Genomic DNA, 25,799 nt, shown 5'->3' with positions numbered 1-25,799 from the left:
ACATACACCGCCTTAGGTAGATTGATTGGTTAATATACCTGAACCTTGTCCCGCAGAAGCATCCGGGGATGCAGGTTTGGTTTCGGTTTTGCCATAACGGATAAAGATCCATACCCCGAAAATGATCACCACGCCCGCAGACATTTGCAGTGCGCTGAGCGATTCGCCGAGCAGCATCCATGCCAGCAACGAAGAGAATACGGGTTCCCCGAGCACGCCCATGGATACCGTGGTGGCATTCATGTATTTCAGCAGCCAGTTGAACAAGTAATGCCCAAAGAGCGTAGGCACGATGGCAAGCAGCAGAAAGATGCCCCACTCGCTGGCGGCATAACCGCCAAACGCATGTCCGTTGGCCAGATTATAAATCGCCAGGGAGCTTGCGGCAACGAAAAACACCCAGAAATTATACGAAAAAGCGCTCAGCCCGGAACGCAAAGATTGTCCCAGCAGCATATGAATGGCCACGGCAATCGTTCCGAGCAAGGAGAGGAAATCTCCTTTCAGCGCCGTTCCGGACACCTGGAAATCACCCGCGCCAATCGCGATCGAGCCGAGCAGGGCAATGCCCATGCCGATGAGCATCATGCGATTGGCTTTAGCTTGGAACAGCCACACCGAGCCGGCAAGAATGAGAATGGGTTCGAGGGCCAGAATGACGGTGGAGCTGGCAACGCTCGTCAGTCGAAGCGATCCCATCCAAAGAAGAAAATGCAGGGCAAGCATAACTCCGGAGGCGAGCAGCAGCAGCCACTGCCTGAATTTCAGGCCAAGCATCTCATGCCTGTATTTCCACACCAAGGGAAGCATCAGCAGGTTGGTCAGATACAGTCTGTACATGGCGATCACGGCCACGTCGGCCGAGGACCAGCGCACAAAAATGGAAGAAAACGAGATGGCGATAATGCCGAGAAAAAACAGCAGGAAGATGGGCTTCCCGGCACGGTTCAAGCTTGTCATGAATGTAACTCCTTCTTGTTGTCAATTGCCTAAATCAATTCATTATACAGTGGAATGCCGTACAGGAAAAGAATCCGGAAAAATAAATAAGCAGATTGTAACCGGCCTTGTAACTTTTCTGTCATTCACCGCGTCTTCTTTTCTATTAATCTTCTATATAGAGACAAGAACCGATATAATATACCAATAATCGTGAAAAAATGAAGTTAAGGAAGTGGCGGGGAAGTGGGATTTCAACAACAGACAGCGAGAGAGAATGGAACTTTTTCAAGTAGAACAAGCCGAGTAAAGACGCATAAACGAAGACGCATCCGATACGGCAGAGTGATCACGGCAGTCATGCTATTGGCTGTGTTCGTGCTCGGAGTAACCTACATATTTGCCGGAATGACCGATTGGGTTAAAAGTTACATGGCACCGCCGCCGACGGCAGCTATCGAACAGCCTGCACGGCTGGGTATGATGGAAATGACTTCAGGCACCAAAGAGGAGCCTACCCGGTTTCTCGGGCAGGTGCGTAAGGTGGTATACATAACGTTCGACGACGGGCCAAGCGAATATACGGACACTCTTCTTAACATTTTGAAGCAGCATGAAGCGAAGGCAACCTTTTTCATGATCGGAAGCCAGCTGAACCAGCATAAAGCGGCGGTGAAACGTCTTGTGGAAGAAGGCAGCTATCCGGGGCTTCACAGCATGACGCACAACTATAAAAAGCTCTACAAGAGCGGCAGCTCCGCGAACTTTGTGAAGGAGTTCCAGAAGGAGCAGAAGATGGTGAAGGACATCGTCGGGTTCACGCCGGACTTGATTCGAGCGCCATATGGAAGCAGCCCGCAAATCGGGGAAACCTTCCGCGGAGACATTGCCGCGGCCGGATTCAGAATGTGGGATTGGACGGTCGATTCGCTCGATTGGAACCTGCCCGGCCAGCCCGATAAAATCGTGGAACGCGTGCGCAGCTCCGTGCACCGGGACAGGGAAGTGATCCTGATGCACGAGCGTGAACAAACGGTACAGGCGTTGCCGCGCATTCTGAAATTGCTGGAGAATAAAGGGTACGAGTTCGAAGTATACGATCCGAATGCGCATTTCACGGCCAATTTCAGCGGGGACACACGTTTGTGACATCCATGACGGACCTGTAGATCGAGAGAGGAGAGACGAAAGTGGCCAGAAAAGGAAGGGCGCTTCTTGTTGTTGCGAGTATGCTGCTGCTGATGATGGTGGTCAGTGCCTGCGGCGAGCCGCAAGAACCGGCAGCGAATCAAATCAATCAGCTGGTGCTGGGCGACCAGCAGATCAACGAGAGCTTAAAAGAGATTGCCCGTCATGAACGGGAGGATCTGGAGTTATATGCAACGATTCTGCAGAAGGGCAAGAACAAAAACAGCAATCTGGAAGCCTTGCTGGATCAGGCGCAGGATCATGTGGATCAGCGCAGGGAACTGCTGGATCAGGCCATGGCGGTGATGGAGCAGACGAAGCAGCAGCTGGATGGGCTGCGGGAATCCATTGGAGAGCTTTCCTTTGAAAAAGAGGAAACACTTGCCCAGGCGCAAGCGGTGCTGGAGCGTTATGAGACCAGAGCAGGCACATTTGAGGAATATGTCGCGGCGTACCAACAAAGCCTGGATGCCGACCAGCAGCTATACGATATGATGCGCAAGAAGGCAGAGCCCAATTTGGTGAAGATTAAACGGGCCATCCGACTGCGCAATAGCGAGTACGGCAAGCTGGCAGAGTTAAGGGAACAATTCAACCAGCAAACGAAAGCGTTCAATAACGCCAACGCCAAGCTGGTCAACATGGAACAGCCAAGCTAGCGTATGCCGATCAGGATGCTGACGGCTCGTGATTGATCCCTCATCCAGCGGTGTAAGTTACTATAAGAGCATTTTGCATTCTCCAGACAGCCGATTAGACGTCAGCAACATGGACAAGCAGCGATGCGTATAAGCTAACGGAGGTGTTGATATGGGAGCAAAAATGAAACTTGGTGCATCATTGGTCGTTTTGATGATGGGTTTTTCGCTGGTGGCCTGCGGCAACAGTCCTGCCATGCAGCCGCCCGCAAACGATACGAAAGAGCAGCAGCCGGCACCGGAGCAGCCGCAAGAACAAGAAAGTGCTGTGATTGAGGCAGAAGGCATTTTGACGGGATGGGCCGATCCGCATACGGTCGAGATTCGCGTGAACGGGGAGGCCATGGCTTTCCAGGTGGGCGAGGACGTGCAGAAGTTGTTCGACGATATCGATGATGAAGACAAGGTGCATTTTAAATATGTTGAAAAAACGTTCGAAGGCGATGCTTCGACCAAACAGCTCGTGCTGAAGGATATCGCCAAAATCAATACAGACGATGAGGCAACCGCTGGCGGAACGGATGGCGGCACAGGCGCGAACCGGGCCGGGAAAGCAGAGCTTGAAGTCACGGTTGAAGGCATGACGGAAAAGCGCCCGGTTACTTTGGCGAGAGGCGACGGATACTCGCTCTACGTGTTCGAACCGATGGCGTTTAATGCGAGCAAGAATGCATTAACGATGAAGATCGATCCCGAATACGTCGTAAACATTGAAAAGCTGCCTGCGGATTTTAATCTGGATCAACTGGCAATGGATGCAAAGGAAGAGCTGTCGGAGACGGGGGAAGTCAGAGAGCTGAGCAAAGAAGAGCTGGCGAAGGGCCCAATGGCCGATGCCCGTCTCTACATGATGGCCCAGAATGAGCATAAATCGCAGTATTTTATCGTAAAGGAACTTGACGGCCATGGATTCGTTTTCCGAATCGATGCACCGGTAGGCGAGCCGTCCGAAGGCTTCCTGCCTATGGCATATGCTTCGCTGAACTCCATCAAGAACGATGCCGGGATCGCCAAATAATCGCAAATAACTGCAAATAACCGGAAGGAACGATGCATCGCGCATGGAATCCTTCCGGTTTTCTTGCGTATTTCTTAATTCTTAAGCATGTCATTAGCGCTGATATGGCACGTATCGTAAAAGTTTCGGAGGCCGCATTGGCGCTATGCCCTTTACATGATAGCAGTGAACCGGATACACTTATGTCCAGCTGTATTTTATGGGATTTTTTTTGAGTCAAAGAGCCCGCTGGGCAAATCAACACGATTCGACATTTTACAATAAAAGAGAAGCTTTGTTCATGGATTGTCGATTCGACCCTTCAATCCTGGCAGCTGACAGTAACAAAGGAGGTGCTTGACATGCTGCAAAAGGATCGCTTCGCAGGTTGTCTGATCGGACTGGCTGCGGGAGATGCGCTCGGCACGACGGTGGAGTTCAGCAAGCCTGGTACATTCGAACCGATGACCGACATGGTTGGCGGGGGCGTATTTGGTTTGAAAGCAGGCGAATGGACGGATGATACGTCGATGGCGTTGTGTCTGGCAGAGAGTCTGATTCGAAAAGAAAGCTTCGACCCTGCAGACCAGATGCGCAGGTATACGAATTGGTACAAAGTCGGTTACATGAGCAGCACGGGCACCTGCTTCGACATAGGCGGGGCTACCCGAAATGCGCTGCACCGTTTCGAGTTGACCGGCGAGCCTTACAGCGGGTCGACGGACCCGATGACGGCAGGCAACGGTTCCATCATGCGTCTGGCTCCGGTTGCGATGGCGTACGCGCACGTACCGGAGGATGCCGTGCATTATGCGGGGCTGAGTTCACGCACGACGCATGCCGCTGCCGAGAGCGTGGAAGCGTGCGAACTGCTCGCCGCCATCCTGGTCGCCGGCATTCGAGGGGCGGACAAGCAGCAGATGCTGCATGCGGAGACGGGGCATCGCTGGCGGGCAGGTCGCCCATATGTGCCAGCCATCGAAGAAATTGTCCAAGGCTCGTACCGTCATAAGGAGCCTCCGCAGATTCAAGGCAGCGGGTATGTCGTTCGTTCGCTCGAAGCGGCGCTCTGGGCGTTTGACCGATCCGATTCTTTTGAAGAGGGAGCGCTGCTCGCCGTCAATCTCGGCGACGATGCGGATACGACGGGCGCCGTATACGGCCAGATTGCAGGCGCCTATTACGGTGTGGAAGGCATCCCGCAGCGCTGGCGCGAGCAGCTGGCCATGAAAGATACGCTGCATGACCTGATACAGGGTTTATGGAAGAAGCATGGGAACACATAGAGAGACAGACAAGCGGGATGGGAGAAGAGAACATCATATGAAAAACACGGCTTCAACAGCTTCAAGGTCAACAGCTTCAAGAAAAGGCTCCGGCAAACAGCGGGCGTTTCCGTTATCGCTGTTATGTTTGACGATCGGCGCTTTTGCCATTGGCATGACCGAATTTATCATCATGGGGCTGCTGCCCAATGTGGCGCAGGATTTGGGCGTAAGCATTCCGCAAGCAGGCCAGCTGATCACCGGGTACGCGCTTGGCGTTGCGGTCGGAGCTCCTTTGCTTACCGTATTCACGCATAAAATTCAGCAGAAAAAACTGCTGGTGCTGCTGATGTGCATTTTCATCGCAGGCAATGCATTATCCGTGGTTGCGCCAACGTACGGATTGTTGATCTCGGCCCGGATCTTGACTGCTTTCGCCCACGGCACATTTCTGGGCGTTGGCTCGCTGATGGCTACGCGCCTGGTTGCTCCCGAGAGGAGGGCGGCAGCGGTGTCGGTCGTGCTGGCAGGGCTCACGATCGCCAACATCGTCGGCGTTCCTTTTGGCACGTTCATCGGCCAGCAGCTGGGATGGCGCGCCTCATTCGGCGCAATCACGATTCTCGGCATCGTGTCGCTGCTCGGGATTATTCGTTTCATTCCCGTGCTTGAGCAGGGGGCACCGGCAAATCTGGGGCAGCAGTTCCGCAATCTGGTTCGTCCGCAGGTACTGCTCGGACTGTTGGTCGGCGCGCTCGGCACAGGCAGCCTGTTCGTGGTCTTTACTTACATTACGCCGCTCCTGACTGACATTAGCGGGTTTGCCGAACAGAGCGTGACGTGGATTCTGGTGCTGTTCGGCGTCGGTGTTACGCTGGGCAACATCGTTGGCGGCCGTTTGGCAGACTGGAAGCTCATGCCTTCCTTGGTCGTGAACTTTGGCGTGTTGGCCGCGATCCTTGCTCTGTTAACGTTGACGATCGGCAATCCGATTTTGGGGGTTGCGACCGTTTTCTGTTGGGGCGTCGCTGCTTTTGGCATCATGCCTGGACTGCAGATTCGCATCATGAACATGACTCGCGAAGCTCCGCTCCTGGCGACCACGTCCAGCCACTCGGCTTTCAATCTTGGAAACGCTGGCGGCGCGTACCTTGGCGGGCTGGCGATCACGCATACGGGACTGATCTCGGTTCCTCTCTATGGGGCAGCGATTGCCGCCCTCGGGCTGCTCGGACTGCTGCTTAGCGTGGCCACTGAGCGCAAAAAAGGGCTTCCGGAAACGGCAGACGGGACGGAGACGGTGCCTGTCCACTAAATTTGTGTACGGCATGACATAGGGGCGAGTTTGAGCATACCCGGTATTCCTCAGCATAACGTCTGATTCTATGGCAAAACCTCCGTTACCACGGGTCTTCGTGGAGCGGAGGTTTTGTCGTTTAGTTCTTTTGTTTATAAAATTCGTGATAAAGCTTCATTAACGCCCGTTTCTCGATGCGGGAGACGTAAGAACGGGAGATGCCCAGTTCCTTGGCGATTTCGCGCTGGGTGCGCTCCTCGCCGCCTGCTTCGAGGCCGAAACGGCCAATCACGACTTCTTTTTCACGGTCATCGAGAATGTCCAGGTTGCGATAAATTTTGCTTTTCTCGATTTTTAGCTGCACCTTGTCAACGACGTCGTCGGCTTCGCTTCCGAGGATATCAATTAAGGTAATTTCATTGCCTTCTTTATCGGTACCGATCGGATCATGAAGGGAAACGTCCTTGCGGGTTTTCTTTAACGAACGAAGGTGCATCAGAATCTCGTTTTCGATGCAGCGGGCTGCGAATGTAGCCAGTTTGGTCCCTTTGCCTTGCTGGAAGCTTTCGATCGCCTTGATCAAACCGATGGTGCCGATGGAGATGAGATCTTCCAGGTCTTCGCCGGTATTGTCGAATTTCTTCACAATGTGCGCGACGAGGCGCAAATTGTGTTCGATCAGCAGATTGCGGGAGTGGGCGTTGCCTTCAGCCATGAGGCGCAAATGCTTGGCTTCCTCGTCCTCGGCGAGGGGCTGGGGGAAGGCGTTGTTTTTGACATACGATACAAGCAGCGTTAACTCTTTGATAAACAGGGCAATGGCAGTAAATAATCCGGGCACGGGTGACACCTCCTGCAGTTTTACAACGATCTGGCCTGAGCATGTGAAGGAACAGGGTCGATCTATTGTATGTAGGCGGTTGCCCAGAAGTGCATGTACGCCGCAAAAAGGAGCGGATTCGCTTGCAAGAAGGCTTAAACTGAATTTGAATATTAAAAATGGGATGTCTGTTAGGACGGTGCGAGCATGAAAAAAATGATAGGTATTCCGCCTCTTTTATTATATGATAATGGATAAACTATTTTACAACCAAGAGAGCATGTACAGAAAGAAAGAGAGAGAGTAGTGATTGCAACCATGCAGGAAGAAACGTTAACGAGAGGATTAAAAAACAGGCATGTCCAGCTCATGGCGATTGGGGGTGCAATCGGAACGGGGCTCTTTCTCGGGGCCGGGAAAACGATCCAGCTTACGGGGCCTTCCATTCTGTTCGCCTACATCATCACAGGCATCGTATTGTTTTTCGTGATGCGGGCGCTGGGTGAGCTGTTATTGAGCAATTTGCAGTATCATTCCTTCGTGGATTTCGTGCGTGATTACCTGGGAAATACGGCCGCGTTCGTTACGGGATGGACGTATTGGTTCTGCTGGGTATCCATCGCGATGGCGGACATTACGGCGGTGGGGCTGTATACGCAATTCTGGTTTCCGGAAGTTCCCCAATGGATGCCGGGACTCATCGGGCTTGTGATTCTGCTGCTGATGAACCTGGCTACCGTAAAACTGTTCGGGGAAATGGAATTCTGGTTTGCGCTTGTCAAGGTGCTGGCGATCGTTGCGCTGATCGTCGTCGGTCTTTACATGATCATTCAGGGTTTCACCACGGACAAAGGGGCCGCGAGCTTTACCAATCTGTGGGCTCACGGCGGATGGTTCCCGCATGGGGCGCATGGCTTCCTGTTGTCGTTCCAAATGGTCGTTTTTGCGTTTGTTGGCATGGAGCTTGTCGGCCTGACGGCAGGAGAGACCCGTGACCCGCAGAAGGTCATTCCGAAGGCAATCAATCAGATTCCGATCCGGGTGCTCATCTTCTACGTGGGTGCGCTGCTGATTATCATGAGCATCTATCCTTGGAACGCGATCGTACCGAGCGAGAGTCCTTTTGTGCAAGTGTTCGCCGCAGTGGGGATTGCAGCCGCCGCAGGCGTGGTTAACTTCGTCGTGCTGACGTCGGCAGCCTCGGCATGCAACAGCGCCATCTTCAGTACAAGCCGCATGATCTATTCGATGGCCAAAGACGGCAATGCTCCGCGTATGACGGGCCGTCTGAATGGACGGAAGATCCCGTCCAATGCCTTATTTTTCTCCACCTCCGTCATTTTGATCGCGATTGTCCTGAACTATATTATGCCCGAAGGGGTATTCACGCTGGTGACGAGTGTTTCCACCGTATGTTTTATTTTCGTATGGGGGATCATGGTCATTTGCCATTGGAAATACCGCCGTACCCGGCCAGAGCTGGCCAGGAACAATCCGTTCAGATTGCCGCTGTACCCGTTCTCCAATATCGTCATCCTGGCATTTCTGGCGTTTGTGCTGGTCATTCTGGCATTGGCGGACGATACGCGAACGGCATTGTTTGTCACGCCAGTGTGGTTTGTCCTTCTTCTCGGCATCTATGCTTTCCGAATGCGTAATGGGAAGGCAAGACGCTGATCGGATAAGATCGGATTCCGGGGTTTGAAATGAAAGAAAGAGCAAGGGGAATTGCGTTTCCTCTTGCTCTTTTTGATGACTGCGTGCCAAGATCGATTATTTGATCGGATTTGCGTCCATTTCCTGTTTCAGCTTCTCGATGCCGTCGAAAATTTGATAGCCGTAACCCCAGAACTGGCTGAAGTCGGTGACGTAGATTTGTTTGTTTTTGATCGCATTCATGCTTTGGAACGCCGGGTTTGCGTACAGATTGTTGACCAGCTTGTCCAAATCCGGGGAACCGGCATAACCGGACAGCAGCAGGTAATCCGGGTTGGCGGTGATCAGCTGCTCCACGCTCACTTCGCCTTGTACCCCGTCAAATGTGTTTTTCAGCTTCAACAGGCTGAGCGCGTCCAACTGATACGTGTCGTTTGCCATGCTGCTCACCGTAACGGAATCTTCGGTCGCCGGAACGATATAAGCAAATGTGCGTTCAGGCTGAGCGGCCACAGCGGCTTTGATCGCTTCGGCGCGGGCTTTCAGGCTGTCCGTGAACTCTTGCGCCTTAGCTTGTACGTCAAAGATTTGGCCGAGCTGCTTGATGTCGTTGTACAGGCTGTCGAGCGTTCCTTTGTGGTTGGTTGTTTGCAGGAATGTGCGAATGTTCATTTCGTTCAGACCATCCACCGTACCTACGCCCCAATCGGCATCTGCGAACAGGTCGCCGCGACCCAGGACGAGATCCGGGTTGGCGCCGACAACGAGCTCTTTGCCGACATAGTCCTTGGACAATACCGGAATTTTCGCAAATTCGTCCGCCACGTCAGGGGTAACCGTGCCGTACAGGGCGGCGACGCCGACCATTTTATCGGTCAAGCCTAGCTTGATCAGCATTTCGGCTGCCGATTGGGTGTTGGCCACGACGCGTTCAGGCGCTTTTTCGAACGTTTGGGATTTCGGCTTCCATTCGCCGCCTTCGCCGGAGATCGTGAAGTTTTCAATGGTGAGCGGATAGGTCGTTTTGCCAGCCGTTTCCGTTGTTGTTTCGGTTGGCGTTGCTGCGGCGGAAGAAGCTGCCGTGTCGGCGACTTTTTCGGTGGTGCTGGAGGATGCTGCATTGGAGCATGCCGCGAGCAGGACAAGCATAAGACTCAAGCAGAGCAGCGCCGTTTTTCTGAATACAATGTTCGACATTGGATGATCCCCTTTTCTTTTTTTGAATTGACAAAGATAATCATTCTCAATTATAATCCGAGAAAATGCGTTGTAAAGAGGAAAATGCAGCGTTATTGATTTTGGAAGTCAAATGTATTCATATCTAACGGAATGATGGGGGAAAAGATGGGACAGACAGTTCAGGTTCATGCACCGCAAGCGGGGAAAAGAAAGTCTTTGATCCACAGTCGGGCAGGCTTTGCTCTGCTGATTGCAGCATTGCTGGTTTTGACGCTAATTTCGGTAGGCATTGCAGTGTCCATTGGTCAGGTGGGTATTCCATTAACCGAGTCTTACCGAATTTTATGGTACAAATTGACGGGATTCCAGTGGGGAGCGACGCCTGTTGAAGCGGGATCATTTACCGATATTATTTGGCAGATCCGTTTCCCGCGCGTGCTGATGGCAATGTTCATCGGTGCCGGTCTTGCGCTGTGCGGTGCGGTGATGCAGGCTGCCGTGCAGAATCCGCTTGCCGACCCGTATATTTTGGGCATCTCCTCCGGTGCTTCCTTGGGAGCGACCTTTGCGATTCTGATCGGTTTTGGCGCGGCAGGCTGGCTGGGTCAGACGGGTGTAGCTTTTTGGGCCTTTGCCGGTGCTATGGGGGCCTCGCTATTGGTTCTCGCTCTTGCGGGCATCCGGGGCAAAATGACATCGGTCAAGCTGGTGCTTGCCGGGATGGTCATTAACGCGCTTTGTACCGCCTTTTCCAACTTTATTATTTATTTTGCCAACAATGCCGAGGGCATCAAAACGGTCACCTTCTGGACGATGGGCAGCCTTGCCGCTTCCGGCTGGAACAAACTGCCCTTGATTGCAACCGTTGTGCTGGCAGGCATTCTGTTCTTCCTGCTGCAGTCCCGCGTGCTTAACACCATGCTGCTTGGCGATGAAGCAGCCGTGACGCTGGGCATCAACCTTAGCGTATTCCGCCGGATCTATATGCTGCTGACCGCCCTGGTGACAGGGGTTATGGTGGCAAGCTGCGGCATGATCGGTTTTGTCGGATTGATCATTCCGCATATCGTGAGGGGCCTCGTCGGTTCGGATCACCGGAAAGTCATGCCGGTATCGATCCTGTTCGGGTCGCTCTTCCTGATCTGGACGGACGTCATTGCGCGCTCGCTGATTTCCAGCGTAGAGCTGCCGATCGGAATCATCACGGCCATGATCGGTGCGCCGATGTTTATGTATATGCTGGTCAAAAAAGGATACGGTTTTGGAGGAAAGTAAAATGAAACTGAACGTTGAAAATGTATCCATCTCGGTGCTGAACACCGACATCATCCGCAACATTTCGCTGCAGGTCAACGGCAAACAATTCGTCGGCCTGATCGGCCCGAACGGCTGCGGAAAGTCCACCTTGCTCAAGAGCATATACAAGGTGATCAAGCCGCAGCAGGGCAGCGTTTTTCTGGACGACATGGACATTCTGAAATCAAGCCCAAAGGCCGTATCCCGACATATGGGCGTGGTAGGCCAGTTCAATGAGCTGAGCTTTGATTTTACGGTGCGCGAAATGGTCATGATGGGGCGAACCCCGCATAAACGGCTGCTTGAAACCGACAATGATCAGGATTACGAAATTGTGGAGCAGGCCCTAGCCAAGGTGAATTTGACCGGACATGCGGATCGCAATTACATTTCCTTGTCCGGCGGAGAGAAGCAGCGCGTGGTGCTTGCCCGCGTACTGGCGCAGCAGCCCGAATTTCTTATTTTGGACGAACCGACGAACCATCTGGACATCAAATACCAGCTGCAGATCCTGAACACGGTCCGCGAACTGGGCATCGGCATTTTGGCTGCGCTGCATGACCTTGAACTGGCGGCAGAATACTGCGACTACCTCTACGTAGTGAAGAAGGGGCAGATCGTGGTGCATGGGAAGCCGGCAGATATTCTCACCCGCGAAATGATTGGCGAAGTGTTCGACGTCGACTGCGAAATCTATCAAAACCCGGTTACGGGCGGGCTTGGTATTGCGTATCTTAACGCGCGCTAATACACGATAAAGAGGGAGTCCGGAAAGAGAGGGATAGCGTGAAATACACGGTGGAGCATACACCTGTTGCCAAAGCCATCAAAGAACGCCGGTCAATCCGGCAGTTCAAAAGTGATCCCGTATCCCAGGACATGCTGCTTTCCTTGCTCGATACGGCCAATTGGGCACCTACGCATGGATTGCGCGAACCCTGGCGATATATTCAGTTTTCGGGCGATTCCCGCCATATTTTCACGGAAGCCGTGCTGGATGCATTATCCGCGGACGACCGCAGAAGGGTGGAAGAGTCGCGAAGAGCCGAGTACATGACGATTCCCGTTCACCTGGTGGTTGTGATGAAAGAGGACTCGCGTCCGAAACAATGGATCGAAGACTTCGGCGCAGTGTGCAGCTGGGTGCAATGCTTTCAGTTGGCTGCGTGGGAACAGGGGCTTGGCGTCGTATGGAAAACGAATGCTTATCAGTTCGCGCCTTCGTTCCGCGAGATGGTGGGCGTTCAGCCCGGAGAACGGGTCGTCGGCGTGCTGCATATCGGTTATCCGGAGGTTGTACCCAAGCCGCGTCCAAGAACGGCTGCCGAAGAGAAGCTTACCATTTACAATTAGCTCCGAAGCACGTGAGGTTTCGGATTTTTTTATTAATTTTAACAATTTGAACAATAGATAACTCAAGCGGACGATTCTAGGTTATCCTTAAGGTCATAATCAGAAAGGCTCACATCGCTGCCCTTGATGACGATTCGTGACCGTGTCGTCTTCGTAGGCGATGGTATGGAATAAGCCGAGGAAGGTAGGCGCATACCCGGTGGAAGATGAATTTGGAATTGGAGGAGGACTATGGCGTTATGAGAAAAATAGTAGTTAGCGGAACTACTTATCTGTGGAATTATAAAGCAGTCAGAGATAATTACTGTAGATCCAAATTGACGTTAATTTCTGAAAATAAAGATATAAAATTTATCGTTCAGTTTACGACTAAGGATACAATTACCGCCGGAAGCCCTTTGAATGAGGGATTACGGGTGATGAAAGAGGATAAGCCATATTCTATTAATTTTAACCAACCTAAGTACGTTGCGGAGATCCTTCAGTATATCCTTGCTCTGGATTTAGATTTGGAAGTGAAAAAAGTGTATGAGCTAAACGGTAATGAATTGTTGGTCGGTATGGGATACTTGGATTTGGAAGGATTTCTAATCTAAGCAGCGTGGAATAGCATGGATCATTTCCAAGCCATTGGGATGGCTAGAAGTGGTCTTTTTTTGTTTTTGTACGCATAATATATGTCGTCTATACTCGCTTAAAAATATTTCACCAACTTACTTGACAATACTGAGTGAAGAAATTATAATCACTTACATAAAGTAACTTAAATTGAGCACACGACATTAAGAGGACACGATCCGTAAGGAGAATTGCCTTTTCCATGTAGTGATCAATGAAGGAAGTCAGCAGGATGAACAGAGCCGCATTGATTTGTAGGTCAATAATAAAATACCTGTAATATGGATTGGATGGATGAAAGATGGGTTTCTTGAAAAAAATATTTGGACAAACGTCCGAGGAGGAAGTAACCATGACTACATTGAACATCGGAATCATTTTGGGAAGCACTCGCGAAGGCCGCGTAAGCCCGCAGGTAGGGGCATGGGTCAAAGAAATTGCAGACAAACGCGGAGATGCCAATTATGAAATCGTGGATATCTCGGATTACCAATTGCCATTCCTTGGCACTACCGACGGTTCAGAACCGGGCATCGCAGCATGGAACCAAAAGCTCAACGAGCTGGATGGATTTGTGTTCATCGTGCAAGAGTATAACCACAGCATTACCGGTGCATTGAAAAACGCCCTGGATTTCGCGCGCGAAGCATGGAACAACAAAGCGGCGGGGATCGTAAGTTACGGTTCGACGGGCGGTGCGCGTGCGGCTGAACATCTGCGCGGCATTATGGGCGAACTGTTGATCGCCGACGTGCGGGTACACCCGACACTGTCTTTGTTCACGGATTTCGAGAACGGAGCCTTCAAACCGCAGGCGCTGCACCTGGATAATGTGAATGCCATGCTGGACCAAGTGAATGCTTGGAGCGGCGCTTTAAAAACATTAAGATAATGTCCCTAACTAAAAACTGACGTCGGTAACCACCGGCGTCAGTTTTTTATTTGGGAGCCGCCGCAGGCGATCTGTTCATCATAACGATTATTGCAGTTTGGGATCGATCGGTATGGTGTGACCGCCCGTGCCGACTTCCTCGAAAATATCCGTGGAGTTACCGTTTTCGGGCAAAGGACCGAGGGGGTGTTTTGGCTGCACATCGCTGGATGCTTCGTTGGCCGCTGCCTTGACTCCCGCATGCTGGGCATCCAGGAGCATTTTGCCGTTCAGCAGTTCTTCCAGTTCCCCGATCGTTACGGGACGCGCATGGCGTTTCAATACGTAGCCCAATTGACCATTGGGCTCGACTGTAGCTGATTCCAGATCACTGATGCTCGAAATGCCATTTTGCCGCAGCTGCATCTCCAAGTGGTCCACGGTGTAACGCATGCGTTTCAGGTTGGGGATAATCACCTTTCCGTCTTCTACCACCATTTTGGAACTTCCACTCATGAGCCGCTCGAAAATATTGAATTTCAGCTGAAGCTGCTCGACCACGAGCAAAATCGCAATAAAAACCGCCGCTGATCCAATCGCTTTGCCGAGTTCGTGATTCGCAATGGGCTGTACGATCGTGGTTCCGATCGAGATCATGATGACCGTCGTGGCGACGCTCATTTGCGAGATGGATTTGCGTCCCGCAATCCGCAGCAGAATGATGCCCGTCAGCGCAAGCAAGATGGATTTCCATATCCAGTCCATGAGCAGCCTTCCTTTCTGTACGGTCCTGTTCTTTTTTTAGTCTTCTCGCGGTATGGGTGAATTATGCAGTTCTATCCCCGAAAGGAAGGGGGCGAGGAAAAAAGTCCCAAGTGATAAAAAGGACCATTATCCTAGATTCTAGGATGCGGGAATGACCGATATTAATATAAGGTAGCCTTTCCAACCAATGAGGAGTGATGCAAGATAGATACGATGTATTCGAACATGATCCAAGAACTTCTTTCCGGGAAAGATTCTGAAGACGTGATTCAACAAGTAACGGAAATGGCCCAGAACAAGGACATTTCTCCATTAAATGTACTATTTGAACTGCTGAAAACAACGGAAAACGACAGATTGCGAAACGAAATCGCCATTGCATTATCCTCACTTGATCAACAGGATTATATTTTACATATAGAATACATCATTCCATATATCGGTGATCCCGCTCTGGAAGTGAGCGCACAGGCATTGATGTTGTTGGAGCAAATCAAGGACAGGCTATCCGACCAACAAATCCAGAGCTGCCTGGAAAGCTTGGAATGCCAGATCAAACATAATGAAAATAAGCTTTTGGTCGTTGCCTCGGAAATATTAAAGGGATGAAGATAACCGTCATACATAGGAAAAAGATGAAACAACGGCTTTCATTCCGTCCTTCCGATCGTTTACAATAGGTTATTGAATGTATTGAATGCAGTAAACCGAGGAGCGGTAAAGGGATATGGCAAAGCAGAAATATTATGTCGTTTGGGAAGGCAAGAAACCCGGCGTATATAGCACTTGGGCCGAATGCAAGGCTCAGACCGATCAATATGCAGGTGCAAAATACAAGTCATACGAATCCAAAGCAGCGGCAGAGCAGGCTTACCGTGCAGGCTGGAAAGGCAATTGGGGCTCCGGCGCTGCCGGTTCGGGCGCTTCGTCCAAAGCCCGCTCGGGCAGCGCCGGACGGAGTGCAGGGATGGAAACATCAGAAACCGTCGATTACGACAGCATCTCGGTGGATGTGGGTACCCGCGGCAACCCGGGGCCGGTGGAATACAAGGGCGTGGATACCAAGACGGGAGAGATTCTGTTCTCGGTGGGCCCGATTAACAAGGGAACGAACAATCTGGGAGAATTTTTGGCCATCGTGCATGCCTTGGCGTACCTCAAACAAAGAGGAAGCAGCAAGACGGTATACTCTGATTCCGTCAATGCCATGAAATGGCTGAAGCAGAAAAAGGTATCCACGACGTTGCCGCGCGATGCTTCAACGGAAGAAATCTGGCTGATGATCGACCGTGCGGAGCGGTGGCTGCAGACGAATACGTACCCCAACAAGGTATTGAAATGGCAAACGAAGGAATGGGGCGAAATCAAGGCGGATTACGGACGTAAATAAGGCCGGCATGCTCCATTTTCCAAAAGGAACGATATAACAAAAAAACAGCAGTCCGTTGCAGAAACGGCTGCTGTTTTTTTAAACCTATTGTACAGCTGGCAATGTGTACTGGGACAACTTAAAGAAATCTTTTACCTCATACAAGTAGCCATTCCCCGCATAGTAATATTCTGATGTTTCTTCGTCATAAGGGAGATGATAGATCGTTTTCAACGTGGCAGGGTCCAAGACACTCTTGTACTCGTTCTCGTTGATTAACAATTGATGGTCGATCGTTTTATGGACGACCTGCATCGGATCGGTCAGTTTCATGGATTTTTTAAGAAGCAATCCTTTGGCGCCGTATACCTTCATTTCTCCGTTCTCATACACCACATAGTTCTTTCCTACGGACTGAACCGTGGCATTCCCGGCGATGCTGCGGACCCATAACGTTTTTCCTTTAGCATTGAGAGCAATTAACTGGTTCCCCTTGGAAGGCACGTTCATGCGGAGAAGGAGATCGCTGCTATTATAAACCCAGGAAAATCCCGCAACATCAATATACGCATTGCTAGGTGGTGTATATGTAAACTGCTTGTTCAATTTGGAGCCGTAGACGTCAATCTTTGATTTAACCAAACCTCCAACCTGTGAAACCAGATATGTCCCGTCCACTACGCTGTACTGATCCCCGAGAGCCCGCTCCGACAGCTTTTTCCCGTTTGTGCCGTAGGCGTAGGCCCATGGGACAAATTTTCCATTGGCATCCCGTTTGCTGGGGTTGATCAATATAATGGTTCCATCGTTCATCACAACAAGTTCATTGGCTGCAGGTACAGGCAGCATCCAATTCAGTTTACCGGACGAATTGACCGAATATAGCTTTGTACCCCTGCCATCTTCTACGAGGGCATATACGGAGCCTTTAGCGCTATAAGCCATTTTGGTACTCCAAGGATAGGCCATCCCTTTTTTATAAAAAGGATAAGACCACTTTTCTTTTCCCGTTGTTCGATCGACGGCTGAAACGATCCCCACTTCCCATATCTTGGTTTCCGATTGGACGGATGATGTTGAATGAATGTATACCGTATTGGTATTTGGCACGTGATAAGGTGCTTGGGGAAATCCGTATGCTTCAGATGCTAACGTTTTTTCCCAATTGGGCTTGGGCAATGATGATCCGGCGGATGCAGATGCTGGCCCACTTAAGGATAGGACTGCAGCTAATCCTGCCATCAACAAGAAATACAACCATTTTCCTTTACGCATAGTACTCCTCCTTGGATTTAATTTTGGTTATTTTTACCTCGATAAGTATAATGCCGGAAGCGAGGAAAAGAAACAGCGAAAAGGAGCTTAACGAAAACAAAGCCTTTTTTTCTTATAAAAAGGGGTGAAATCCCGTCCATATCGCAAATTAAGGGGCCATAATGACGTAAAAACAACGTCTGCAATAATCGTTATTTACATTTTCCAGTTTCCAATTTATAATCAGTTCCAAATGATAGTTACATGCGAGGGAGCTTGTCACTGACGGGCTTTTTTCTATGTCAAGAAGAATGGCATTATATTGCAGGAGGCAGACATGAGTTCCATTTATAGAAGTGAAGAAGGAAAGAGCAGCATTCTGGAGGAATACGAGGCCTGTTTGGGGCAGCTCGGCGGGGATATTCGGCGGGAGTACGTGGACACGCGCTTCGGCAAAACCCATGTGTTATTGACTGGACCGGAGGATGGCAAACCGCTGTTTATTTTGCAAGGCGGCAATTGCGTGAATCCGATGACGTTGGCATGGTTCTCTTCGTTGTTCGGCGATTACCGGATTATTGCTCCAGACACGATCGGACATCCAGGCTACAGTGAGGAAGCGCGAATCTCTGCGAGGTTTGACAGCTTTGCGATGTGGGCTGCCGATCTGCTGGACCATTACGAGATCCCAAAAAGCGCGTTTATCGGGGCTTCTTTTGGCGGCGGCATCGTACTGAGGCTGGCTACGTACATTCCGGACCGGATCGCCTGCTCTGTGCTGGTCATGCCTGCGGGAATTGCTGCCGGTTCAAAGATCAAAATGGCGCAAGACGTCATCCTTCCGTTCTTCAAATACAAAATGACTTCTTCTGCCGCTTCACTGCAAAAGATCGCGGATAACGTGTCCTGTGGCTGCATGAAAGAATCGGATAAAAATATCGTCGGCAAAATATTCAAACACGTCAGTTTGGAGCAGGATCTGCCCAAGCTGACGGAGAAGGAAGAACTGAAGGATTATGCTGCGCCCACTCTGCTGCTGGCAGGGGAAAGAGACATCTTTTTCCCGGCAGACAGACTGGTGGAACGTGCGCGGGAGATTATTCCGAACGTACGGACGATCACGTATGATACGGGCCATTATCCATCCCAGGAAGCGCTGGTGCAAATGAATAAGGACATCGGTCAGTTTCTTCGGGAGAACTATGGATCATAGCATCCAGCTGTAAAAGTAAATTTAGAGGACGGGTGTTGGGACCGAAGTGATCTGATGCCATTCGGTAGTTCAACCATGTTAAAACGACGGATTTAAGCCTTGAACAGCAGGACCGTGTTTCAAAGTGCATCGTTTGGGGTAAACCATGGGATTACGTTTCCAGCTGGATCCCTGTGGGTGCTTCAAATGGTGCACATGAAACCGGTTGTGCAGGAATAGCTTGAAAAGAGGTAAGTCATGCGAAAAGGCAACGAAAAAGACGCGCTGCAGCGCAACACCGTTTTGAACAATACATATCAGGTAAGACGGGTGATCGCCCGAAGCGAACTGACCATCGTATATGCCGGAAGAGATCGGTCCACGGGTGCCAAGGTTGTCGTCAAAGAGTTTTTTCCACGAAGATTGGCGGGCCGCAAGTCGGATCACAAAAGCGCATATTGCGCTTCGCGGGGATATGGCGGGCAATATCGGGAGCTTCTCGCTGCGTTTATGCTGGAAGGTGAACTGCTGTCGGCACTGGATCATCCACACATCGTTCGGCATGTGGACCATTTTGAAGCCAATGACACAGGGTATGTGATCATGGAGTATTGCGACGGCGTGCCGATGAATGACTACCTGAAGGAGCATAACCACCGGCTTGATGCCGACTTTATCGGCACGACGCTGCTGCCGCTGGTGGATACGATCGAATACGTGCATAAGCAGGGCATCCTTCATCGGGATATCAAACCGACCAACATTATGGTGCTGGAAGACGGCACGCCAAAGCTGATCGATTTCGGCTCTGCCGTGCGCTGTCCGGTGGACGCCGGGCAGAAGCAAACGATTTTTACATCAGCAGGGTATTCGCCGCTTGAGTTTTATTCCGAGAAATCGGTGCAAGGACCGACCTCGGATCTGTATAGTTTGGCAGCCTTGTTGTATTATTGGACGTGCGGCCAGCCGCCGACGGATGTAAAACAGCGTTTGTTCCGGGATGAACTGCTCGCGGTTCGTGCCTATAACGAGTATGTAACCCGATGGCTTTCTTCCGTCATTCGCTGGGGGTTGACGGTCCGTTCCGAGAAACGCTGCTCTTCCCTAAGCTGGATCAAACGCGCCCTTCAGCTTCAGGCCATGGTGTGGAAAGTGCGCAAACCGGGGAATGTGGAATGGGCCGAGTCGGATCAGGAGCATACGCAAGTGTACGAAGCCCGAACCGGCTCCAAGCATGAAACAGCGTGAACGAAAACTCAAAAAGCCGGCTTCGCCTTATAGCGGCAAGGCACTCTTCATTGCTTGAAAACAATGGAAGTGCCTTGCGCGCAAGGCGAAGTCGGCTTTCTTTTTTACATCGCCGATGTTCCGGACTTCTGATGCGGTTCTCTGGATTGCCCTACATAAATGTTAGTGCTCGGCTTGATTGCTTTGTACCTAATTTCGATTTCGGTAACGCCGTCTTCAAACGTGATATACAATTTATCATTGTATTCCAGTGCAGCGGTTTGTTTGCGTTGAATTGGGGTCCGGCCCCGAACCACGGTACAATTGGTGTCGTGTCTGACCAGCAGCGTTTCTTTTTTGCCTGCTTCCAGCCAGATTCGTCCGGATTCCGGCACCTTGATGCCGATGTCCATCCGGTCGAACAACTCCCCAAGATTCACTTTGCGGCGGTCAATCGAGGTCAGCGGCCAATGGGTAACCGGAATGTCCTCCCCGCTTGCCGTTGCGAGAAAATATCCTTCCAATCTGCCGCGGAACGCGGGCTTCGGTTTCAGCACGAACCAATACAGCGCGAACAGTCCGCCCGCAACAACGATAGCCAGCCCCGAATACAGCATCAGTTTCTCGCGGAAGGAATGAACCTGAAGCGAAATCTCCGCCGTGGTGCTTGCTCCTTCGGGGTCTGTTGCCGTGATCTGGATGGAGGAATTTCCCGTTCGCAGGGACGACAACTGCAATATATTTCCGTTAATCGAAGCTTTCTCGAACTTGCCGTTGTCGCCTTCAACGAGCTGGTAGGTGAGAGGGTCCTTATTGGCGTCCTCAAAATAAGCATTCAGATCAACGAGCGCGTCGCCATCATCCTTCGACAAGTCCATGATTTTCCCCGTTGCGGCAGGAGCCTGATTCGTAATATCCACCTTGACTGGCGTGATCTCCCTGTAGAAATCAGGTCCATCGATGCGCACACCCCATGTATACAAACCCGATTGGGCAAACACATACTCCCCTGTAAAACCTTTTCCGGTATTTTTCAAAGGAACGCGCTCCGTGTTTCCCTTCAAAGGTGTAATGACCAGTTCGGCTTTGAGCCCTTTGTACACGTTCAAATCTTCAATCGGTTTGGATTCCGCAGTCTGGTCATGCAGTGCCGCTTCAAAGGTGATCGTTGTGCCTTTCGCCGGCTTCTCCGTTGCCATGGCGGCCGCTGCGGACAAGTTATAGTTGCCCAGCAAGTTGATTTTAACCAAATCGCCGCTGCGCCCCTTGAATTTCAGTTTGAACTGTCCCTTGACCGGCCGAATAATCTTCATCAGGGCGTATTTGTCGGATCGGATGAAGCTGACGTTGCTGGACTGGTAATACAGCTGGGCCTCCGAAACGGCATGGTCAGAGAGCATGATGATATTGGCGTCGGCCATGCTTGAATTCGGAATATCCACCGTGACCTCCTGCATCGCCCCGGTGGCGGTAACCGCAGCGACCGATACCAGAACGGATTGAATCTGATCCGCGAAGATCCGGTTGAAGATTTCGGGCAGATCGTCCGCGCTGCCGGTAATGTATGATGAACCGCCCGTCTCGGAAGCGATGCGTTCAAGCTCTGCCGGATCGACCGTGCCATCCCCGTTCAGCCCGACCGTGTATATCGGGTAGCCGGCCTTTTGGGCCATTTCGATCACGTTGTCCACATCCTTGGAAGAATCGGAGACCGTTCGGTTCGTGGACCCGCGCAAATCCGTTTCGCCATCGGAAAGCAAAATCATGAACGGTTTGCGCTGATCATCTCCCGATTGGGCAAGGAGACTTGCACCGCGTCGCAATCCGAGTCCCAGATCCGTATAACCGGAACGTTTCAGACCGTCAATGCGGCCCCGAAGAGCGTTCCGGGCTCCGGAAGAGGAGATATCCGTTAAAGGTATGGAGGAAGTGACCCTGTCGTTATAAGCGACAAAGCCAAGCCTTGTCTTGGGTCCGCTGCTCATGTCCATAAACATATGGATGACTTCTTCGGCAATGCGATCCTTGTCGGTCTCATTCATGGAATAGCTGACATCCAGCACAAACATGGCATCGAGGCCCTGATATGACTGGGTCTTGACTGCCGAAGCGGCAGAAGCTCGATCCGAATGAAATGGAGGCAAAATCAGGGGGATGAAGAGCATGATCATCATCCATAGTTTGAGTGTTTTTCGTTTCATGAGAGGCATTTGAAGCTCCTTTCTGGTCGAGTACATGATTGTTTCAAGCTATATAGACCGCACTAATCATTCACACTAGGGCACTGCGAGTGCAGTACCATCTTCCGATCGCTGTTATCCCCAGATTTTTGGGATTCCCCTTTTCTAAGGGGGGAAATCCGGTGAACAGCCTATGCTTCCGATGCAGCTTTCTTTCAGAAAGCTTTTAGCGAACGCTTTGCTTCTCCAGATTGGTTCTGCCTCTCCGTTAACGTGTGTTTGTATTTTGCGGTTTATATAACGTGATAAATTATGTGTTTTTTAAGTCTTTGCTGGTGCTCGATTTAACCGGGTTACATGTCGTTATGTATATAAAAGCTAAGCGAATCGGTTTGTTTACAAGTATTTTAAATCTTGAATAGGGGCTAAACCCCATCCGTTTAAAAAGATTGTATCTCATCCAAATTCTAGTATATTCTATATCATCGGCACGCTCCGTCAGGAAATGAAGTAAATTACAAAAATTAGTCCTTTAGGAATATTCGACAGGCAAAATTGAGCTTTTAGTCCTATATAGGGGAATATTGACAAAACATATTGCTGATGATTAAGATGAATTCCATAAATCTCCAAACAAACGGCATAAATCTGGTTCGCAAGTTCCGGGTGTATGTTGACGGCACGATCTATCAGTCGCATGTCTGCCGAATCCTGATGATTCTGCAAGCTCATGACCAAAGGCGGATGGAGGCGGGCGGAGTGTCAAAAATTGATGGAGGGAGGTAAGCGTTTGCTCCAAATGCCCATGTTTCCGGGCAAGCGCTGACTGAATGGACATTATTAATCAAACCAACCGAACGATGCTTTTCGAAGAGATCAACCCGGAGAAGCTGGACCTGATCACGATCGTGGGCGATGTCAAAGGCATCGACAGTCTGAGTGACGACAAGGTCAAAGAAATCAACGAGCATTTGCTGGTTCGCAGCTTTGACGAGTTTCTCGACAAGTTCTCTCCCAGCGTGTACTCTTTCTTCAATGCGGTAAATCAGAAGGTCATGTATACGCTTAAAAAGCCGGAAAACATTCCGGACGAGGCCATTTCGGAGATCAAGATCGATCACAGCAACGATTTCCTGAGAATGCTGTTTACGTTGATCGATACCAAGCGCAGCCAGGGAATTACCAACGTCGACTTCAAGTTCGAGAACCTGCTCGACATGATTTCGCCGAAAAAGGTGATGGACGACATCCGGCAAGTCCGGAAGGAAATCCATTACATGTACGGGCAATACGAGAAGCTGGACGACGGAGATCCGAAGAAGCTGGATGTCGGGGACAAGCTGAACGTCATGTTCGAGGAAGCCAGCCGGAACTACAACAACGTGATGGCGATGCTGCCGCTCGCGATCGAAGATATCAAAACCCGGCTTCTGCTCGGCAGGGCCCAGGAAGAGACGGCATCCGAGGCGATTCAAGTTGGTCAACTGACGATCGGCGAGAGCGGAGAATTGAAAATCATCGAAGCTCCGAAGAGTGATAACAACGAGTTGATGCTACTCGATGAGTCTTCCAGCACGGATCTGACACAGGTGTTCGCGGATGATTACGATTCCTTGTCCGAATCGCCATCCCCTTACGTTCAGGATCTGGTTGTCCGTACATTCTGCCCGCTTCCGGCGGTACAGAGTGAAGTGGATACGGCCGTTGAGGTGCAGAACTACAATACATACCTGGAGTTCTACAAGACGGCCAAGGATGATTTCGTGAAAACGGTCAAACCGCTCGTCGAGAAAATTTTGGGCGTCAAAATGTACTTTGACCAATATGCGATCAAAAACAAAGGCATGCAGCCGTCCATGCTGATCACCAATGCCAAGCTTGACATGCTGGTGAAAAGCAGCAATATTCCACGGCTCGAAACGTACCTGAACACGGTCAATGCCAAAAACGATTTCACCGATACGATCTGGTTCGGCATCGTCCCTTCGGTGGAGCTTGAAAATACCGGCAACGTCAAAGTAAGCCGCGAACGCTTCCGGGGTAACGACAAGGTCGTTAAACAGGACGGCAACAGCATGGAATCGCTGTCAATGCTGCTCAACGTCATCAAGGATTACAAAATCCAGGTCTTCTTCAGCTTCGAATCCGGGGAAGATTCCACGTTCAGCAGCATGGCGACGGCCGGGATCGACAAGTACGTCGACAAATGCGCCATGTTGACCCGAAAGGAATACAGCGAATTCGCCATTCCGAGCGCACCGAATTTCACGATCATTCCGAAGGAGAAGTCAGGCGTCATTATCGACAGCCGCATGCTCCAGACCGAACATGGCGTGGAACTGTCCAAAGAGAAGGAAGACATTTTGAAGCTTTGGATTGAAGGCGTGTATGTGGGGGCTTCCTATGTCGCTGCGGGTATCGTTGCCGCGTACCAGTGTCCGGAATATTTGCGGGCCGCGTTCAAAAACGTCAATCGCGATTATCCGGGGGTGCGCTTCGATATCGAGGCGGGCGACAACAGCTTGCGCGTCGTAACCACGATGACGAAGGAAATTTCCGGGTTCACGAATACGATCAAGGATGCCATCAACCGGAAAAACTTCGGCTTCATCTTCTCTTCGGAGAATGCGCAGCTGCAGGACAGCGACATCAAACGGATTACGGTGTACAAAGCCAGAAGCATGGCCATGTCCGAGGACGGTTATGATTCGATCTACAAAACGCTGGTCAGCACCTACATCGAGCGCCTGCTGCGTTTCCAAACCGGTGATTTCAAGCATGAAAACATCGTCAAGTTCTTCAGCAACAATCCGAGCAGCCAGAAGAGCAAATGGCTTGGCAGCCGGGGATCGGTCAATTCGATCATTCAGGAAGGCGACGACATGAGCTATATCATCGACGAGAAGAGCAACATGTGCCACATTGACCTGGTGTTCAACGGCAACGTGAAGAACCTCGAAGTCATGATTACCAAAGGCACCAGCGCCATGAGAGCGTAGTGGGCACCCATTCATTTCGGTTTTAGAGGTCTCGCCTCAGGGCGTACCTTTATAACATATATATTCCGGAATGGTTCCGTTCAACGGGCCAAGGCCGGAGACATTTTATCATTCCAAGGAGGTAACAATTCATGGGTTTTGTATTGAAAGTGGAAGGCGCAGAAACAATCGAGCTGGGAATGGATAACATCCGCACGGTCGCTTACGACACGGATACACCGGATGACTCCAACGCAAGATCCACGGATGTGGGCGCAACATTGCGCATCAGCGGCAAAATCATCACCGCAACGGACGGCGACAATGCCGACGACACGATGAAGCTTGCGCTGTGGTCCCTCGTTCCTGCCGAGAAGGCGGATTGCTACCGCAAAGTGACGCTGGAAGTTATTGCAGCGGATCAAGTGGTACGCAAAATTTACTTCCCGAACGCATTCGTCGTGGATTACAACGAACGTTTCGGTGATACCGAAGGGGTTGGTGAATTCAGCCTGTTCATCAAACAGAAGAAAGACAAAACTGAATTCACCAAAATTGAAGGCGGCTTCCCGGTTTAAGAGGGAGCTTCCGTTCGGGGCCGGCCGTCACCGGCACCGAACGCACCATCAGGTTAAGGGGCACTTGTGCCCCTTAATC

The 25,799-nt window shown here is 50.9% G+C and carries 23 protein-coding genes; 17 read left to right on the top strand and 6 right to left on the bottom strand.

From position 1 onward, the window contains the following. Nucleotides 1-12: 12 nt before the first annotated feature. Nucleotides 13-951, bottom strand: coding sequence for a DMT family transporter (locus L6H98_RS28750; protein ID WP_236421143.1), 939 nt, complete (start codon nucleotides 949-951; stop codon nucleotides 13-15). Between the two features lie 234 nt (nucleotides 952-1,185). Here L6H98_RS28750 and L6H98_RS28745 point away from each other — a divergent pair, with 234 nt between their 5' ends. From L6H98_RS28745 to L6H98_RS28725, 5 genes are all read left to right on the top strand, one after another. Next, nucleotides 1,186-2,088, top strand: a complete 903-nt coding sequence (locus tag L6H98_RS28745) for a polysaccharide deacetylase family protein (RefSeq protein ID WP_236421128.1) — start codon at nucleotides 1,186-1,188, stop codon at nucleotides 2,086-2,088. Nucleotides 2,089-2,129: 41 nt separating this feature from the next. Then, nucleotides 2,130-2,786 carry a YkyA family protein gene (locus L6H98_RS28740; RefSeq protein ID WP_236421127.1) on the top strand — a complete coding sequence of 219 codons (657 nt, stop codon included), beginning with the start codon at nucleotides 2,130-2,132 and terminating at the stop codon, nucleotides 2,784-2,786. A 151-nt stretch (nucleotides 2,787-2,937) separates the two neighbouring features. After that, a complete protein-coding gene (locus L6H98_RS28735; protein WP_236421126.1) occupies nucleotides 2,938-3,843 on the top strand; it encodes a hypothetical protein in 906 nt (301 codons plus the stop codon). 341 nt (nucleotides 3,844-4,184) lie between these two features. Next, the gene (locus tag L6H98_RS28730) at nucleotides 4,185-5,108 is read left to right on the top strand and encodes an ADP-ribosylglycohydrolase family protein (protein WP_236421125.1); all 924 of its coding nucleotides are present in this window, start codon (nucleotides 4,185-4,187) and stop codon (nucleotides 5,106-5,108) included. A 37-nt stretch (nucleotides 5,109-5,145) separates the two neighbouring features. Next, entirely contained in the window at nucleotides 5,146-6,402 is a 1,257-nt protein-coding gene (locus L6H98_RS28725) for an MFS transporter (RefSeq protein ID WP_236421124.1), read from the top strand. A 121-nt stretch (nucleotides 6,403-6,523) separates the two neighbouring features. Here L6H98_RS28725 and sigK read toward each other — a convergent pair whose 3' ends face one another. Continuing rightward, on the bottom strand, nucleotides 6,524-7,225 hold the full coding sequence (gene sigK, locus L6H98_RS28720) for an RNA polymerase sporulation sigma factor SigK (RefSeq protein ID WP_236421123.1): 702 nt from the start codon (nucleotides 7,223-7,225) through the stop codon (nucleotides 6,524-6,526). Nucleotides 7,226-7,522: 297 nt separating this feature from the next. Between sigK and L6H98_RS28715 the strand changes: the two genes are divergently transcribed. Then, nucleotides 7,523-8,881 carry an amino acid permease gene (locus L6H98_RS28715; RefSeq protein ID WP_236421142.1) on the top strand — a complete coding sequence of 453 codons (1,359 nt, stop codon included), beginning with the start codon at nucleotides 7,523-7,525 and terminating at the stop codon, nucleotides 8,879-8,881. A 96-nt stretch (nucleotides 8,882-8,977) separates the two neighbouring features. Here the strand turns inward: L6H98_RS28715 and L6H98_RS28710 are convergent, their stop codons facing one another. Then, the gene (locus L6H98_RS28710) at nucleotides 8,978-10,057 is read right to left on the bottom strand and encodes an ABC transporter substrate-binding protein (protein ID WP_236421122.1); all 1,080 of its coding nucleotides are present in this window, start codon (nucleotides 10,055-10,057) and stop codon (nucleotides 8,978-8,980) included. A gap of 147 nt (nucleotides 10,058-10,204) precedes the next feature. Between L6H98_RS28710 and L6H98_RS28705 the strand changes: the two genes are divergently transcribed. The 5 genes from L6H98_RS28705 to L6H98_RS28685 all read left to right on the top strand — a co-directional run bounded on the left by L6H98_RS28705 (nucleotide 10,205) and on the right by L6H98_RS28685 (nucleotide 14,198). Then, nucleotides 10,205-11,314: an iron ABC transporter permease gene (locus L6H98_RS28705; protein ID WP_236421121.1), complete on the top strand. Its 1,110-nt coding sequence runs from the start codon at nucleotides 10,205-10,207 to the stop codon at nucleotides 11,312-11,314. Between the two features lies 1 nt (nucleotide 11,315). Next, nucleotides 11,316-12,083, top strand: a complete 768-nt coding sequence (locus L6H98_RS28700; protein ID WP_236421120.1) for an ABC transporter ATP-binding protein — start codon at nucleotides 11,316-11,318, stop codon at nucleotides 12,081-12,083. Nucleotides 12,084-12,121: 38 nt separating this feature from the next. Further along, nucleotides 12,122-12,688: a nitroreductase gene (locus tag L6H98_RS28695; RefSeq protein WP_236421119.1), complete on the top strand. Its 567-nt coding sequence runs from the start codon at nucleotides 12,122-12,124 to the stop codon at nucleotides 12,686-12,688. 239 nt (nucleotides 12,689-12,927) lie between these two features. Continuing rightward, entirely contained in the window at nucleotides 12,928-13,284 is a 357-nt protein-coding gene (locus L6H98_RS28690; RefSeq protein ID WP_236421118.1) for a hypothetical protein, read from the top strand. A 323-nt stretch (nucleotides 13,285-13,607) separates the two neighbouring features. Beyond that, nucleotides 13,608-14,198 (top strand): NADPH-dependent FMN reductase, encoded by a 591-nt coding sequence (locus tag L6H98_RS28685; protein WP_236421117.1) that lies wholly within the window; start codon nucleotides 13,608-13,610, stop codon nucleotides 14,196-14,198. An 87-nt stretch (nucleotides 14,199-14,285) separates the two neighbouring features. On the opposite strand, the gene L6H98_RS28680 is transcribed toward L6H98_RS28685, so the two are convergent. Then, the gene (locus L6H98_RS28680; RefSeq protein WP_236421116.1) at nucleotides 14,286-14,942 is read right to left on the bottom strand and encodes a DUF421 domain-containing protein; all 657 of its coding nucleotides are present in this window, start codon (nucleotides 14,940-14,942) and stop codon (nucleotides 14,286-14,288) included. A gap of 225 nt (nucleotides 14,943-15,167) precedes the next feature. On the opposite strand from L6H98_RS28680, the gene L6H98_RS28675 reads away from it, so the two are divergent. After that, the gene (locus L6H98_RS28675; protein ID WP_236421115.1) at nucleotides 15,168-15,551 is read left to right on the top strand and encodes a hypothetical protein; all 384 of its coding nucleotides are present in this window, start codon (nucleotides 15,168-15,170) and stop codon (nucleotides 15,549-15,551) included. Nucleotides 15,552-15,669: 118 nt separating this feature from the next. Beyond that, nucleotides 15,670-16,332 (top strand): ribonuclease H, encoded by a 663-nt coding sequence (gene rnhA / locus L6H98_RS28670; protein ID WP_236421114.1) that lies wholly within the window; start codon nucleotides 15,670-15,672, stop codon nucleotides 16,330-16,332. An 84-nt stretch (nucleotides 16,333-16,416) separates the two neighbouring features. On the opposite strand, the gene L6H98_RS28665 is transcribed toward rnhA, so the two are convergent. Continuing rightward, complete coding sequence (locus tag L6H98_RS28665; RefSeq protein WP_339278458.1) at nucleotides 16,417-17,421, bottom strand: PQQ-binding-like beta-propeller repeat protein; 1,005 nt, start codon at nucleotides 17,419-17,421, stop codon at nucleotides 16,417-16,419. Nucleotides 17,422-17,902: 481 nt separating this feature from the next. Here L6H98_RS28665 and L6H98_RS28660 point away from each other — a divergent pair, with 481 nt between their 5' ends. Both L6H98_RS28660 and L6H98_RS28655 read left to right on the top strand, forming a co-directional pair. After that, nucleotides 17,903-18,778, top strand: a complete 876-nt coding sequence (locus L6H98_RS28660) for an alpha/beta hydrolase (protein WP_236421112.1) — start codon at nucleotides 17,903-17,905, stop codon at nucleotides 18,776-18,778. Between the two features lie 237 nt (nucleotides 18,779-19,015). Continuing rightward, a complete protein-coding gene (locus L6H98_RS28655; protein ID WP_236421111.1) occupies nucleotides 19,016-20,005 on the top strand; it encodes a serine/threonine-protein kinase in 990 nt (329 codons plus the stop codon). A 104-nt stretch (nucleotides 20,006-20,109) separates the two neighbouring features. Here the strand turns inward: L6H98_RS28655 and L6H98_RS28650 are convergent, their stop codons facing one another. Continuing rightward, on the bottom strand, nucleotides 20,110-22,185 hold the full coding sequence (locus tag L6H98_RS28650; protein ID WP_236421110.1) for a vWA domain-containing protein: 2,076 nt from the start codon (nucleotides 22,183-22,185) through the stop codon (nucleotides 20,110-20,112). Nucleotides 22,186-22,994: 809 nt separating this feature from the next. Here L6H98_RS28650 and L6H98_RS28645 point away from each other — a divergent pair. Both L6H98_RS28645 and L6H98_RS28640 read left to right on the top strand, forming a co-directional pair. Next, on the top strand, nucleotides 22,995-25,163 hold the full coding sequence (locus L6H98_RS28645; RefSeq protein ID WP_236421109.1) for a transcriptional regulator: 2,169 nt from the start codon (nucleotides 22,995-22,997) through the stop codon (nucleotides 25,161-25,163). Between the two features lie 131 nt (nucleotides 25,164-25,294). After that, nucleotides 25,295-25,720, top strand: a complete 426-nt coding sequence (locus tag L6H98_RS28640) for a membrane-associated protease 1 (protein WP_236421108.1) — start codon at nucleotides 25,295-25,297, stop codon at nucleotides 25,718-25,720. Nucleotides 25,721-25,799 lie beyond the last annotated feature (79 nt).

The sequence above is a fragment of the Paenibacillus sp. JJ-223 genome, from assembly GCF_927798175.1.
Taxonomy (GTDB): Bacteria; Bacillota; Bacilli; order Paenibacillales; family Paenibacillaceae; genus Paenibacillus; species Paenibacillus hubeiensis.
This window is presented reverse-complemented; position numbering and strand designations above follow the sequence as displayed.